The following is a 13206-nucleotide window of genomic DNA, read 5'->3' on the forward strand; positions in this document are numbered from 1 at the left end:
CTGGGCCGCGTCCACGGCGCCATGTCCCACGGCTACCACCGCTCGCTCTTCTCCACCACGGTGGCCACGGCGCTCCGTGACAGGGCCATCGCCTACGACGACACCGCCCGGGACTTCCTCGACAACAGAAGAAGGCGTTCATCCAAGCCTACGCATGAGGCCCCGGGCCCCCCCGCTCCCACGCGGAGCGGGGGGCCGGGAGCTCAGTCACGGCGGAGGAAGCGGCCCCGCTCCACATCCGCGAAGTCCTCGCCCCACAGCTCCTTGGCCCGGCCCTTGTCGTCCAGGACGAACTGGAAGGTCAGCAGGAAGGGCGTCCCGGGGAGGAGCGCCTGGAAGCGGAGCCCCTCGAGGTGCTCCAGGGGCGCGGTGAGCTTCAGCGGCCCCATGATCACCACCAGCCCGTCCTTCTGCTGCTTCACGCGGAAGGGGCCGTAGGCGGGGTTGACGAACGTGCCACAGAGCTTCACCGCGTCCACCTCGAGGCCGCGGGTCCGGACGGCGCGTGGCGAGGGGGCATGCGGGCGCAGGGCGGGGGCCGCTTCCTGGAGCACCCTCGGAGCCACCGCCGGGCCACCCAGGTAGAGCTCGGCGAACTTCGACAAGAGCTCGTCGGCGGCGGGCGAGAGGATGTTGGTGAGCACCACCAGGCCCGTCCGCTCGTCGGGAACGAGACCGAGGCTGGCACTCATTCCTCCCAACGCCGTGGCCCCGTTGTGCCACAGCACGGGCGCTGGAGCGCTCGAGGTGTGGATCCACCCCGTGGCGTAGGACATGGCCATGGCCGGCAGCGTGAAGAACATGGGAATCCTCGGGCAGTGGAGGAACGCCATGCCCTCCTCGCCGAGCAGGGTGCTCCCGTCGAACGTGCCCCGCCCGAGGTGGAAGCGCATCCACCGGACCATGTCCTTCACCGAGGAGTAGAGGGCGCCCGCGGGCCCCTCCGTGAACAGCAGAGGGAAGTAGGGCCAGTCCTCGGGCATGGGGACGGCCCGCTCCGGCTGCCCCTCCTCCAGCGGCAGCAGGAAGTGGCCGGACGCCACGTTGTCCCAGCCGGCCAGCACCTTCGGGGACGCGGTGCTCCGGGACATCCCGAGCGGCGAGAGGAGCTGCCGTGCGAGCGCCTCCTCCCAGTCCAGGCCCGTCTTCTGCTCGATCAGCTTCCCCGCCAGCAGCAGCAGGCTGTTCTGGTAGGCATAGGTGCCGCGGAAGCTCGCCACGGGCTCCACATGGCGCAGGGCCCGGAGCATGGCGTCCCGCTCGAAGCCGAGCACGCTCATCAGATCGAGGCAGTACTCGGGCAGGCCGCTGCGGTGGGAGGCGATGTCGGAGACGCGGAACTCCTGGGTCACCCAGGGATCGAACAGGGTGAAGCCGCGCAGGTGCTGCCGGACGGGCTCCTCCCAGCCCAGCTTGCCTTCCTCGACGAGCCGGGCGAGCTGGGTGGCCGTGAAGCTCTTGGTGATGGAGCCGATCCCGAAGACGGTGTCCGCGTTCACCCGGGAGGCGTTGGCGGGACACTGGCCCGCGTCGTTCGTTCTCAGGCACCCCAGGCACTGGGTGGTGAGCGTCTGCTCCTCCTGGACGATGGCATAGGCCATGCCCGGCACCTGGTACTTCACGTGGAGCCGCCCGGCCTCCTCCCGCAGGGCCCGCAGCAGCGCCGGGGTGACGGGCCGGACAGGGGCTCGGGCCTGCCTGCCCATGCGCGGTGCGGGATGAGGACGGGGCGCTCTGCGCGAACCGCGCGCCTGTCCGCCGGGTCTCGACGTTCTGGAATCCGCCATGTGACTTCCCTCCTGTTGGAGGAAACATGGGGACGGAGAGCGGCGGCGCCAATGAAACACCGTGCCCATGGTTCCCGGAGGAGCTCGCGCGGGCGCCAACTCCCCGCTGCTGCTGGGGCGGCGCCTGTGGGACGAGACGCGGATCGCCTTCTACCGGCAGGTGGACGAGGAAGAGGACCTGATGAGCGCGCCTCCTCACCAGCTCAGCTCCCCGGGGCCGAGCTTGTGCGGGTTGGACTCGAGCCGCACGATGCGCCCATCCGCGATGGAGATGACCCGGTCCGCCATGCCCGCGATGGCCGCGTTGTGGGTGATGACGGCGGTGGTGGTGCCCAGCTCGGTGTTGACGCGCGCGAGCGTCTCCAGCACGAGCTTGCCGGTGACGTAGTCCAGCGCACCGGTGGGCTCGTCGCACAGGAGCAGATCCGGGCGCTTGGCCACCGCGCGCGCGATGGCCACCCGCTGCTGCTCGCCACCGGAGAGCTGCGAGGGGAAGTGGTCCAGCCGCTGCCCGAGCCCCACCAGGCCGAGCGCCTCCTCTGGGGGCATGGGCTTCTCGGCGATCTCCGTCACCAGGGCCACGTTCTCGCGGGCGGTGAGGCTGGGGATGAGGTTATAGAACTGGAAGACGAAGCCCACGTGCTCGCGCCGGTAGCGGGTGAGCTCGCGCTCGTCGGCGTGGGCCAGGTCGTGGTCGTAGTAGGTGATGTCGCCCGCGGTGGGCACGTCCAGCCCTCCGAGGATGTTGAGGAGCGTGGACTTGCCGCTGCCCGAGGGCCCAAGCAGGACGATGAACTCGCCCGCGTACAGGTCCAGGTCCACGCCCCGCAGCGCGTGCACCTCCACCTCGCCGGTGCGGTACACCTTGGTGAGGCCGCGCGCCACGAGCACCACCCGCGCGGGCTCCAGCCGTGTGGGCGCTGAAGGTGTCATGTCCATGGACGGCACGCCTCCCTTCTGGCTCAACGGCCCTGCTCGGCCAGCCGCCGCGAGAGGTAGTCGACGCAGGCGTCGAGCGTGGTGAGCCGCCCGTAATCCGACTCGGGAATGGAGACGGAGAGCTTCTTGTCCAGCGCGATGAGGCTCTGGAGGAAGTCGTACGAGTCGATGTCCAGCTGCTCCCGCAGCGGCTCGTCCGGGCGCAGGGTGGAGGGCTCCATCTCGGGGGCCACCGTGGCCAGGGACTCCAATACGGACTGTCTCAACGCGTCGCGGTTCATAGCTTCTCCGGCTCCTGCAGCAGGCGCTCCACGCGCGCCAGGAAGGCGGCCCCGCGGTGCCCATCGCTCGCGCGGTGGTCCGCGGACAGGCTGACGCTGACGAGCGGGCGCGGGACGCACCGGCCCTCCACCACCCAGGGCACCTCGCGCGCCGAGCCGAAGCCGATGATGGCCACCTGCGGGGGGAAGATGACGCCGAACACACGGTCCGCGCCCGGCTCGCCCAGGCTGGTGACGGTGAGCGTCGAGTCCGCCAGCTCCGAGCTGCGCAGCGTCCCCCGGCGCGCGCGCTGGATGAGCTCGCCCAGCTCGCGCATCAACACACCGGGCGGCTTGTCCGGCACGTCGTGCAGCGCGGGCACCATCACCCCGCCCTGCCGCAACGAGATGACGACACCCAGGTGCACCGCCCGCGAGGGCCGGAAGGCGCCGTCCACCCAGAAGCCATTGAGCTCGGGGAACTGGCGCACCGCGAGCCCCACCGCCTTGAGGTAGAGCACCACCGGGAGCATCCGCTCGGCCAGGGGCAGGCGCTCGTTCTCCTGGCGCAGCCAGTCCAGCGCGCGCCCCACGTCGACGCGGGTGTCGAGGTAGTAGTGCGGAATCTCCCGCTTGGAGCGGGACATGGCCGCGGCGATGGCCCGCCGCATCGCCAGACGCCGCGACTCGTCCGAGACAGCCGGAGCGGAGGCGGGAGGCGCGGCCGGGGCGGCCCGGGCGGCGCGCTCCACGTCCTCGAGGGAGATGGCACCACCGGGCCCCGTCCCCGCCACCGCGGCCAGGTCCAACCCCAGCTTCGCCGCCGCGGCCCTCGCCGCCGGAGAGGCCCTGGGCCGGTGCCCTCCCACGGGCGGAGACACCTCCACCGCTGGGGGCTTTTCGGGCACCGCGGGCTCGCCCTCTCCGCGGAGGTGGGCCAGCACCGTGCCCACCGGCACCTTCGTCCCGGGCTCCACGAGGAGCGCCTCCACCGTGCCCGCCTCGAACGTCTCCACCTCGATGATGCCCTTCTGCGTCTCCACGAGCGCCACGATGTCGCCGCGCTTCACCCCGTCGCCGCGCTTCACCTTCCACTCGACGAGCGTGCCGGCCTCCATGTCCGCCCCCAGCGAGGGCATCCGGAAGTCACCCATGGGCCTCTCCCAGCGTCCGCTTCACCGCCGCGATGATGGCCGGCGGCTGGGGCAGCGCCGCGTCCTCCAGGTGCTTCGCATAGGGAATGGGCACCTCCGCGGTGCACACCCGTTGCACCGGCGCGTCCAGCTCGTAGAAGACGTGCTCCATGATGCGGGCACTGAGCTCGGCGGACAGGCTCCCGGTGCGCCAGCCCTCGTCCACGATGACCGCGCGCCGCGTGCGCGCCACCGAGCCGAGGATCGTCGCGTCATCGAGCGGCCGCAGCGTGCGCAGATCCACCACCTCCGCGTCGATCCCCTCGCGCGCCAGCGCCTCCGCCGCCGCGAGCGTCTTGAAGAGGCTCCCCCCATACGTGAGCAGGGACACGTCCCGCCCCGGCCGGCGGATGGCCGCGTGCTCCAGTTCCACCGCGCCCGCGTCCTCGGACAGATCTCCCTCCATGGCGTAGAGCAGCGCGTTCTCGAAGATGAGGACGGGGTCCGGCTCCTGGAGCGCGCTCCACAACATGCCGCGCGCGTCCTCCAGCGTGGCGGGGGTGAGGATGCGGATGCCGGGGATGTGGGCGAACCAGCCCTCGAAGCTGTGCGAGTGCTGCGCGGCCACCTGCCGCCCCGCGCCCGTGGCCAGGCGGATGACCACGGGGATGCTGAGCTGCCCTCCGGACATGTGGCGCAGGGTGGCGGCGTTGTTGACGATCTGATCCAACGCGAGCAGCCCGAAGTTGACCGTCATGATCTCCACGATGGGCCGCATGCCCCCCATGGCGGCGCCGATGCCCGCCCCCACGAAGGCGGACTCGGACAGGGGCGTGTCGCGCACGCGCTCGGGGCCGAACTCGGCCAGACACCCCTTGCTCACCGCGTAGCAGCCGCCATAGGCGCCCACGTCCTCGCCCATGAGGAAGACGCGCGGATCCCGCTGGAGCGCCTCGCGGACGGCGGCGCGGACGGCCTCGCGGTACGTCATCCGCACCGTGCCCGGTCGTTTCTCTCCGGCGCTCATGGCGCCTCCCTCGGGGTGTAGACGTCGCGGGTCAGGTCCTCCACCGGCTCGAGCGTGCCCGCGTCGGCGAAGGCCAGCGCGTCCGCCACCTCGGCTTCCACCTCACCCTCCAGGCGCTCCAGGTCCCCCTCCGCCAGCAGGCCCGCCTCGCGCATGCGGGAGATGAATCCGATGATGGGATCCTTCTGCTTCCACTGCTCCACCTCGCGCTTGTCGCGGTAGAGCTCCGGGTCGTACATGGAGTGGGCGCGGAAGCGGTAGGTGCGCAGCTCCAGGAAGGAGGGCCCTCCGCCCTCGCGGGCCCGGGCCGCCGCGCGCCGCACCGCGTCCGCCACCGCCAGCGCGTCCATCCCATCCACGGCCTCGGCCGGCAGCCCGTAGCCGGCCGCCTTCACCGTGAGGTCCGTCTGCGACTCGTGCCGGGCGAGCGCCGTCCCCATGGCGTAGAGGTTGTTCTCGCACAGGAAGAGGACGGGCAGCTTCCAGAGGGTGGCGAGGTTGAGCGACTCGTGGAACTCGCCCTCGGCCACCGCGCCGTCACCGAAGATGGCGGCCGTCACCCGGGGCAGCGCGCGCAGCTGATCCGCCAGCGCCAGGCCGATCGCGAGCGGCAGGCCCCCCGCGACGATGGCGTTGCCGCCGTAGAAGCGCCGGGACACGTCGAAGAGGTGCATGGAGCCCCCGCGCCCCCGGCTGCACCCCTCCGCCTTGCCGAACATCTCCGCCATGATGGCCCGTGCCGTCACGCCGCGCACCAGCGCGTGCCCGTGCTCGCGGTAGTGGGACACGAGCGCATCGTCCGGCAGCAGCGCGCGGATGGCACCCACCGCGCACGCCTCCTCGCCGATGTAGAGGTGCAGGAAGCCGCGGATCTTCCCCGCGGAGTACGCCTGGGCGCTCGCCTCCTCGAAGCGCCGGATGAGCTGCATCTGCCGCAGCCACGCGAGCGCCTCGTCCCGCGCGAGCGGGAAGCCGCTGGGCATGTCCGGGCTCATGCGGGGGCCTCCAGGGTGGAGGTGTCGCCCTCGGGCAGGCCCAGCTCACGGGCCTTGAGGAGCCGGCGCATGATCTTCCCCGAGCGCGTGCGCGGCAGCGTGGGCAGGAAGTCCAGCTCCTTGGGCGCCACCACCGCGCCCAGGCGGGTGCGCGCGTGGGCGAGCAGCGCGCGGCGCAGCGGCTCGTCCGGGGAGTAGCCGTCCTTGAGGGAGACGAAGGCCTTCACCACCTCGCCGATGATTGGCTCCGGCCGGCCGATGACGCCCGCCTCGGCCACTGCGGGGTGCTCGAGCAGCACGCTCTCCACCTCGAAGGGGCCGATGAGGTGGCCCATGGACTTGATGACGTCATCGGCACGGCCCACGAACCAGAAGTAGCCGTCGGAGTCCCTGCGGGCGAGATCTCCCGAGAGGTACCAGCCCTGGGCGAAGCACTGGCGGTAGCGCTCCTCCTCGTGGAGGTAGCCGCGGAACATGGAGGGCCAGCCGGGACGCAGCGCCAGCTCGCCCTCGCGGCCCGGCTCCTCCACCACCTCCACCCCGCCGCCGGGAAGGCGCCGGACGATGGCGGCCTCCACTCCCGGCAGTGGCCGCCCCATGGAGCCCGGCTTGATGTCCATGGCGGCGTAGTTGGCCACCATGATGCCGCCCGTCTCCGTCTGCCACCAGTTGTCGTGGATGGGCAGGCCGAGCACGCGCTGGGACCAGAGCACCGCCTCGGGGTTGAGCGGCTCGCCCACGCTGGCGATGAAGCGCAGGGCCCTCAGCTCGAAGCGCCGGGGCAGCGCCTCGCCGGCCTTCATCAACATCCGCACGGCGGTGGGCGCGGTGTACCAGACGGTGACGCGCTCGTCCTGGAGGATGCGGTACCAGCGCTCGGCATCGAAGTCCGCCTCGTCCACCACGCACGTCACCCCGTGCGTGAGCGGGGAGAGGATGCCGTAGGAGGTGCCCGTCACCCAGCCGGGATCCGCGGTGCACCAGAAGACGTCCTCCGGGTGCAGATCCAACGCGAGCGTGCCGGTGACGTGGTGGGCGAGCACGGCCCCGTGGACATGGACGGCGCCCTTGGGCGTACCGGTGGTGCCACTGGTGAAGTGGAGCAGCGCCATGTCCTCGGGGGCCGTGGGGCCGATCTCATAGGTATCCAGGGCCCGCTCCAGGAGGGCATGCAGGGGGTGGGTGCCCGGCTCGCCGCCGCCGTCCACGAGCAGCACGTGGGTGAGCGAAGGCAGGGAGTCGCGCAGGGGCGCCACCTTCTTGCGGTAGAGGGCGGACGTCGTCACCAGCACCCGGGCCTCGCCCCGCTGCAGACGGGCGCGGATGGGCTCGGGGCCGAAGGCGGAGAAGAGCGGGCAGAAGACGGCGCGGTGCTTCAGGGTGCCGAGCACGGTGAAGTACAGCTCGGGGATGCGCCCCAACAGGGAGAAGACACGCTCGCCCGGTGCGATGCCCAGCGCGGCGAGCACGTTCGCGAAGCGGCTCGTCCAGGCGGAGAGCTCCGCGTAGGAGAAGACCTCGCGCTCGCCGTGGCGGCCCAGCCAGAGAAGCGCCGGGTGCCCTCCCCGCCCCTCCCGGCAGTGCCGGTCCACCGCCTCGTGGGCCATGTTGAGCCCCCGTCCTCCGGGGAGCCCGGCCAGCTCGTGCCGGGCCGCCTCCCACGAGAAGGAGGCACGTGCGGCCTCGTAGTCAGGCATGAGGGGAGGCACCCGCCAGCCCGTCCGTGACTTCGTGAGGATCCGTGTGTCCACCCGCCTCACCTCCCCTGGTGAGGTAACTCCGGCCCCCTCGGAGAGGAAGCCCGGCCCGGCTTGCCCCCCACCTCCCGCGGCCCGAGCTTGGAAGCATGCGCTCCGCCAGGAATCATGAAGACTGGTACCGGCCATGGAGCCGCCGCAGCGCTGGGCGGCTACCTCGGGTGGCAACTCGCCCGGGAGCACGAAGCCCGGAGGGATGCACATGCTTCTTGCGAGCACGGGGAGGCCACCATGACCCAACCATTTCCCGGAGAGAGGAATGCACCCGGATACGAGAGGAGACCGGCCGCGGATGGGCCGCACCATGATCCGCTCGGCAGCGTGGTGTGGGCGCTCGTCCTGCTCTGGTCCGGAGTGGTGCTGCTGGCCCAGAACCTGGGCTACCTGGACCGCTATGAACGGTGGGATGCCTGGACGTTGATCTTCATCGGGGCCGGACTGCTCTTCCTCGGGGAAGCCGTCGTCCGCCTGCTCGTACCGGCCTACCGGCGGCCGGTGCAGGGCACCCTCATCTTCGCCATCCTCCTGCTGGCGGTCGGCCTGGGCGAGGCGATCAGCTGGACGGTGGTGGGGCCCATGGCCGTGATCGCCGTCGGCCTGATCGTGCTGGTGCGTGCCCTCATGCCCGAGAGGCGGCTCCCGGTGTGAGCCAGGTCCTCGCGGGAAGAGCCCGGAGACGGAGCGGGCGTCCGCCGCGCTCGCGCGGGAGGCCCTGGACGGATTGCGCCGCATGCCCGCCACCCTGAACTTCGACAGGGAGCAAAAGCCCACCGCCGAAGGAGGGGCACCATGGCGCAAGACCAGACAGACCCGCCCGGGTCCGGCCCGGATGGAACGGAAAGCTCCCACGAGCGTCCCGAGCCCGGGGAGCATGACAGCGCCCCCCGGCCAGCCCAGCTGCGCGTGCGCGACGTGATGAGCCGGAACGTGTCCACCCTCCGGGTGAGCGAGGAGCTGACCGTGGAGGAGCTGCTCAAGAAGTTCCGCCATGTCCAGCACCTCCCCGTCGTCGGGGCGAACAACCGGCTCATGGGCATGCTGACGCGAATGGATGTCCTCGAGGAGGCGCTCCACTCCGGGAGGGAGCGATGGATCCGGGTGAGGAACCTGATGTCCTGCCCGGTGCAGAGCATCTCCGAGGACGAGGAGCTTCCCGCGGCCGCGCGGGCGATGCGAGGAGCCCACCTCCACTCGCTCGCGGTGGTGGATGCGAGCGGCTCCATGGTGGGCATCCTGACCGATGGGGATCTGCTCTCCGCCATGGCGGGCGAGCATGTGCCCGCGCCGAGCGGCCCGTGGGAGCTGCCCGTCGATGCGCTGATGACGCCCGAGCCGCTCGCGCTCGGACCGGATGCGCGGCTGGACGAGGCGGCCTGGACGCTCATCTACGCGGGCGTGCGGCACCTGCCGGTGGTGGACGAGGGGGATCGGCTGTTGGGCATCATCTCCGAACGCGACCTGCGCCAGCGGCTGGGCGGGACAGCCCGGGAGTGGCCCCGTGCCGCTCACGAGGTACTGGAGGAGCGGGTGGGCGAGATGATGACGCCGGAGCCGCTGTTCCTGCGCTCCGGTGCGTCCCTGGGCCGGGCCCTGGAGCTCTTCACCGACGAGCGGGTGGGGGCGCTTCCAGTGGTGGACGAGGATCGGCGGTTGTTGGGAATCCTCTCGTACATCGATCTGCTGCGCTGGCTGCGCGAGCGGCTGGACGCCACCTGGGCACGGGGGCGGGAAGGCGGCGAGCCGCTGGCTCCTCATTAGGTGGGGCGGGGCATCCGCAGCGCGCTCAGGTGTCACAGAGCAGGACGATCTTGCCTGTCACCCCTCCACGGCCGAGCAACTCATGGGCGCGGGCGGCTTCCTCCAGCGGGAGCCGTGCCGCGATGATCGGCTGGATCTTCCCCTGACGGAGCAGGTCCAGCAGCACGGTCAGATCCTCCTGGTACCAGCCGGGTCTGCGCCGCTTGAGCCTCTGGACGCTGTAGAACCGCATCCGCCTTCCGCCGGGGATGAGGCGGGTGGCGGCCTGGATGAGCCCGAAGACCGCCAAGCCGTGGAAGCGGTAACGCCGTCCCCTCGCCAGCTGGCCTCCGCTCAGGGACGAGGTCAAACCGTAGGCCACCACCGTGCCGCCCGCCCGCAGGGCCCTGACGGAGCGCCACAGGTGGGAGCCACCCATGCCATCGAAGACGACATCCACGCCATCTCCCGTCAGGCGGCGGATCTCCTCCACGAAATCCACGTGCTTGTAGTCGATGGGGGTCGCGCCCAGCGCGGTCACCCGTTCATGCGCGGCAGCGGAAGCCGTCCCGTACATCTCGAGCCCGGCCACTCGTCCCAGCTGGAGCAGGGCCGTGCCGATGCCTCCCGAGGCGGCGTGGATCAGCACGCGCTGGCCGGGTTGGACCCGGGCGGCGCGGTGCATCATCTGGTAGGCCGTCATGTAGTTGAACACCAGGCAGACCACTTCGGCGGGATCCAACCCGGCGGGGACGAGAACCAGCTCTTCCTGCGGCAGACAGATGAACTGGGCATACCCGCCCGTGACGGGCAGGGCCCCGACCCGCTGGCCCGGAGTGAACCGGGAGACGCCCGCCCCTGTCTTGTCCACCACCCCGGCCAGATCCCACCCCAGGGTGAAGGGCACCGTGCGCGGTGTCTCGGGATGGACGCCTTCGCGCATCAACAAATCCGCATACGAGACACCCGTCGCCAGGATCTTCACCCGCACCTCACCGGGCCCGGGCTCGGGGAGCGCTTCCTCTCGAAGCTGGAGGACCTCGGGCCCGCCTGGCCGGGTGACGATCACCCGCTTGAACTTCGGGCTCCGCGCATTCCCTGGACGCATCTCCCCCCCTGTTCTCGGCTCCAGCGCTCAACAGATGCGCGGGAGCTGCTCCCCGGACAGCAGGTCCAACAAGCGCTGGCCCCCGAGCCGCGTCCTCAGGGAGACCATGCCCGCGGGCCCCTCGGTGACACGGCCGATGCGCTCGGCCCCGGCCCCGAGGGGATGACGGCGCAACACCTCCCGCGCCCGCTCCGCCTGGGGCTCGGGGACGAAGACCACCATGCGGCCCTCGCACGCCACGTAGAGCGGATCCAACCCCAGCAGCTCACAGGCTCCCGCCACGGACTCGTCCACCGGCACGGCGGGCTCGTCCACCACGAGCCCCACCCCGGCATCGAGGGCGATCTCATTGAGCGCGGTGGCCAGCCCCCCGCGCGTGGTATCGCGCAGGCAGTGCACCTCCACGCCCGCCTCGAGGAGGGCCGCCACCAACGGGGCGAGCGAGGCGCAATCACTCACCACGGGCGTCTCGAAGGCGAGCCCCTCGCGCACCGAGAGCACCGCGATGCCGTGCCGCCCCACGTCTCCCGAGACGAGCACCGCGTCTCCAGGCCTCACGCGGCGGGGATGGACGGACACGCCCTCGGAGACACGGCCCACGCCCGAGGTGTTGATGAAGAGCCCGTCCGCCTTGCCCCTGTCCACCACCTTGGTGTCCCCGGTGACGATCTCCACGCCGCACTCCCGCGCGGCGTCGCGCATGGAGGCCACCACGCGGCGCAGCTCGTCCAGCGGGAGCCCCTCCTCGAGGATGAAGCCGGCGCTCAGGTACAGGGGTTTCGCGCCGGCCATGGCCAGGTCGTTCACCGTGCCATGGACGGCGAGCCTGCCGATGTCCCCGCCCGGGAAGAAGCGAGGCGTCACCACATAGGAGTCCGTGGTGAAGGCCAGCCGCTCCCCTCCGAGCGGCACCACCGCGCCGTCATGGCGCTCGGCGAGGGCCGGAGCGCGGAAGGCCTCCAGGAAGAGCTCCTCGAGCAGCTGGCGCATGAGGCGCCCTCCCCCACCGTGGGCGAGCTGCACGGTGGTGGGACGCTGGAGCGGCACGGGGCAGCTCAGGGCGAGGTCGGCGGACATGGGAGCTGGAACCTCCGGTAGCGGTAGTAGGCGGCGCACGCGCCCTCGGACGACACCATCGTCGCGCCGAGCGGCGTCTCGGGGGTGCAGCGGGTGCCGAACGCGGGGCACTCGGGCGGCTTGAGCTGGCCCTGGAGCACGAGGCCGCTGCGGCACGCGGCGTCCTCGCGTCCTCCCACGGACACGACGTCGAACTTGCGCTCGGCGTCCCAGTCCGCGAAGGCGGCGCGGAGCCCCAGGCCGCTCGCGGGGATGAGGCCGATGCCACGCCACGTCCTCGGCACCACCTCGAACACCTCGCGCAGCATGGCCCGGGCGCTCGCGTTGCCGGCCGGGCGGACGGCACGGGCGTACTGGTTCTCCACCTCGGCCCGCCCGGACTCGAGCTGCGCCACGCACATGTGGATGCCCTGCAACAGGTCCAACGGCTCGAAGCCCGTGGCGACGATGGGCACGCGGTACGCACGGGCGAGGGGCTCGTAGGCCTCCATGCCCATGATGGTGCACACGTGGCCCGCGGCCAGGAACGCATCCACCTTCCGGCCGGGGACCGAGAGGATGGCTTCCATCGCCGGGGGCACCAGGACGTGCGCCACCAGCAGGGAGAAGTTGCGCAGCCCGCGCCGCCTGGCTTCGTGGACGGCCATGGCGCAGGCGGGCGCGGTGGTCTCGAAGCCCACGGCGAAGAAGACGACCTCGCGCTCCGGCAGCCGCTCGGCCAGGGCCAGCGCGTCCATGGGCGAGTAGACGATGCGCACGTCCCCGCCCGCGGCCTTCACCGAGAGCAGATCCCTCCCCGAGCCGGGCACCCGGAGCATGTCGCCGAACGAGCAGAAGACCACGCCGGGGCGCGAGGCGATGACCAGGGCCTTGTCCAGCAGCTCCACCGGCGTGACACACACCGGGCAGCCGGGGCCATGGAGGAGCGTGAGGCCCGGCGGCAGGAGCTGGTCGATGCCGAAGCGGACGATGGCGTGCGTCTGGCCGCCACACACCTCCATCAGCGTCCAGGGCCGAGTCACCCGGGACTGGAGGGCGCGCGCATAGCGCCGGGCATCCTCCGCGCCGCGGTACTCGTCCACGTACCTCATCGCGGCTCCTCCTCGCGCAGCGCGTCCGTCTCGCCGAGCTGCTCCAGGTAGGCGAAGACACGCCGCGCGCCCTCGGGGTCGACGCGGCTGATGGCGAAGCCGGCGTGCACCACGACGAAGTCACCCGGAGCGGCCTCGGGGACATAGGCCAGACACACTTCCTTGATGACCTTGCCGAAGGCCACCCGGCCCATGCGCAGCGGGCCGTCCACCGTGGAGAGCACCTCACCGGGGATGCCGAGACACATCCGCGCATCCTGCACCAACGTCCCCGGGAGTCCATCCGGCCCCGGGG

13 protein-coding genes are annotated in these 13206 nt (G+C 71.5%); 2 read left to right on the forward strand and 11 right to left on the reverse strand.

Going from position 1 to position 13206, the window contains the following annotated elements; translation table 11 throughout:
* Positions 1-203: 203 nt before the first annotated feature.
* The 7 genes from AC16DP_RS17345 to acsA form a co-directional block, all read right to left on the reverse strand.
* Complete coding sequence (locus tag AC16DP_RS17345; RefSeq protein WP_329727003.1) at positions 204-1706, reverse strand: serine hydrolase; 1503 nt, start codon at positions 1704-1706, stop codon at positions 204-206.
* Positions 1707-1982: 276 nt separating this feature from the next.
* A complete protein-coding gene (locus tag AC16DP_RS17350; RefSeq protein WP_329727004.1) occupies positions 1983-2726 on the reverse strand; it encodes an ABC transporter ATP-binding protein in 744 nt (247 codons plus the stop codon).
* A 23-nt stretch (positions 2727-2749) separates the two neighbouring features.
* On the reverse strand, positions 2750-3007 hold the full coding sequence (locus AC16DP_RS17355; protein WP_329727005.1) for an acyl carrier protein: 258 nt from the start codon (positions 3005-3007) through the stop codon (positions 2750-2752).
* Positions 3004-4140, reverse strand: a complete 1137-nt coding sequence (locus tag AC16DP_RS17360) for a dihydrolipoamide acetyltransferase family protein (protein WP_329727006.1) — start codon at positions 4138-4140, stop codon at positions 3004-3006. Before AC16DP_RS17360 ends, AC16DP_RS17355 begins: the two co-directional genes overlap by 4 nt.
* Positions 4133-5146 carry an alpha-ketoacid dehydrogenase subunit beta gene (locus AC16DP_RS17365; RefSeq protein WP_329727007.1) on the reverse strand — a complete coding sequence of 338 codons (1014 nt, stop codon included), beginning with the start codon at positions 5144-5146 and terminating at the stop codon, positions 4133-4135. The genes AC16DP_RS17360 and AC16DP_RS17365 overlap by 8 nt, the downstream gene beginning before the upstream one ends.
* Positions 5143-6141 (reverse strand): pyruvate dehydrogenase (acetyl-transferring) E1 component subunit alpha, encoded by a 999-nt coding sequence (gene pdhA, locus AC16DP_RS17370; RefSeq protein WP_329727008.1) that lies wholly within the window; start codon positions 6139-6141, stop codon positions 5143-5145. The genes AC16DP_RS17365 and pdhA overlap by 4 nt, the downstream gene beginning before the upstream one ends.
* On the reverse strand, positions 6138-8204 hold the full coding sequence (acsA, locus tag AC16DP_RS17375; RefSeq protein WP_329727009.1) for an acetate--CoA ligase: 2067 nt from the start codon (positions 8202-8204) through the stop codon (positions 6138-6140). The genes pdhA and acsA overlap by 4 nt, the downstream gene beginning before the upstream one ends.
* Here acsA and AC16DP_RS17380 point away from each other — a divergent pair.
* Entirely contained in the window at positions 8130-8546 is a 417-nt protein-coding gene (locus AC16DP_RS17380) for a LiaF transmembrane domain-containing protein (protein WP_329727070.1), read from the forward strand. The two genes, acsA and AC16DP_RS17380, sit on opposite strands and share 75 nt — an antisense overlap.
* A gap of 141 nt (positions 8547-8687) precedes the next feature.
* The gene (locus AC16DP_RS17385) at positions 8688-9656 is read left to right on the forward strand and encodes a CBS domain-containing protein (protein ID WP_329727010.1); all 969 of its coding nucleotides are present in this window, start codon (positions 8688-8690) and stop codon (positions 9654-9656) included.
* Positions 9657-9681: 25 nt separating this feature from the next.
* Here AC16DP_RS17385 and AC16DP_RS17390 read toward each other — a convergent pair whose 3' ends face one another.
* The 4 genes from AC16DP_RS17390 to AC16DP_RS17405 are packed head-to-tail and all read right to left on the reverse strand — an operon-like array spanning position 9682 to position 13159.
* Positions 9682-10743: a medium chain dehydrogenase/reductase family protein gene (locus tag AC16DP_RS17390; RefSeq protein ID WP_329727011.1), complete on the reverse strand. Its 1062-nt coding sequence runs from the start codon at positions 10741-10743 to the stop codon at positions 9682-9684.
* Between the two features lie 27 nt (positions 10744-10770).
* The gene (gene hypE, locus AC16DP_RS17395; RefSeq protein ID WP_329727012.1) at positions 10771-11820 is read right to left on the reverse strand and encodes a hydrogenase expression/formation protein HypE; all 1050 of its coding nucleotides are present in this window, start codon (positions 11818-11820) and stop codon (positions 10771-10773) included.
* Positions 11799-12911 (reverse strand): hydrogenase formation protein HypD, encoded by a 1113-nt coding sequence (gene hypD, locus AC16DP_RS17400; RefSeq protein ID WP_329727013.1) that lies wholly within the window; start codon positions 12909-12911, stop codon positions 11799-11801. Before hypD ends, hypE begins: the two co-directional genes overlap by 22 nt.
* Positions 12908-13159 (reverse strand): HypC/HybG/HupF family hydrogenase formation chaperone, encoded by a 252-nt coding sequence (locus AC16DP_RS17405; RefSeq protein ID WP_329727014.1) that lies wholly within the window; start codon positions 13157-13159, stop codon positions 12908-12910. Before AC16DP_RS17405 ends, hypD begins: the two co-directional genes overlap by 4 nt.
* Positions 13160-13206: the final 47 nt, after the last annotated feature.

The organism is Archangium sp. (assembly GCF_057119385.1).

Excerpts from the sequence above, each read along its gene's own strand:
- pdhA (WP_329727008.1), bottom strand. The coding sequence starts at position 6,141 with ATGAGCCCGGACATGCCCAGCGGCTTCCCGCTCGCGCGGGACGAGGCG.
- AC16DP_RS17360 (WP_329727006.1), bottom strand. The coding sequence starts at position 4,140 with ATGGGTGACTTCCGGATGCCCTCGCTGGGGGCGGACATGGAGGCCGGC.
- AC16DP_RS17345 (WP_329727003.1), bottom strand. The coding sequence starts at position 1,706 with ATGGGCAGGCAGGCCCGAGCCCCTGTCCGGCCCGTCACCCCGGCGCTG.
- hypD (WP_329727013.1), bottom strand. The coding sequence starts at position 12,911 with ATGAGGTACGTGGACGAGTACCGCGGCGCGGAGGATGCCCGGCGCTAT.
- AC16DP_RS17365 (WP_329727007.1), bottom strand. The coding sequence starts at position 5,146 with ATGAGCGCCGGAGAGAAACGACCGGGCACGGTGCGGATGACGTACCGC.
- AC16DP_RS17350 (WP_329727004.1), bottom strand. The coding sequence starts at position 2,726 with ATGGACATGACACCTTCAGCGCCCACACGGCTGGAGCCCGCGCGGGTG.
- AC16DP_RS17405 (WP_329727014.1), bottom strand. The coding sequence starts at position 13,159 with ATGTGTCTCGGCATCCCCGGTGAGGTGCTCTCCACGGTGGACGGCCCG.
- AC16DP_RS17355 (WP_329727005.1), bottom strand. The coding sequence starts at position 3,007 with ATGAACCGCGACGCGTTGAGACAGTCCGTATTGGAGTCCCTGGCCACG.
- hypE (WP_329727012.1), bottom strand. The coding sequence starts at position 11,820 with ATGTCCGCCGACCTCGCCCTGAGCTGCCCCGTGCCGCTCCAGCGTCCC.
- AC16DP_RS17380 (WP_329727070.1), top strand. The coding sequence starts at position 8,130 with ATGACCCAACCATTTCCCGGAGAGAGGAATGCACCCGGATACGAGAGG.
- AC16DP_RS17385 (WP_329727010.1), top strand. The coding sequence starts at position 8,688 with ATGGCGCAAGACCAGACAGACCCGCCCGGGTCCGGCCCGGATGGAACG.
- AC16DP_RS17390 (WP_329727011.1), bottom strand. The coding sequence starts at position 10,743 with ATGCGTCCAGGGAATGCGCGGAGCCCGAAGTTCAAGCGGGTGATCGTC.
- acsA (WP_329727009.1), bottom strand. The coding sequence starts at position 8,204 with ATGGTGCGGCCCATCCGCGGCCGGTCTCCTCTCGTATCCGGGTGCATT.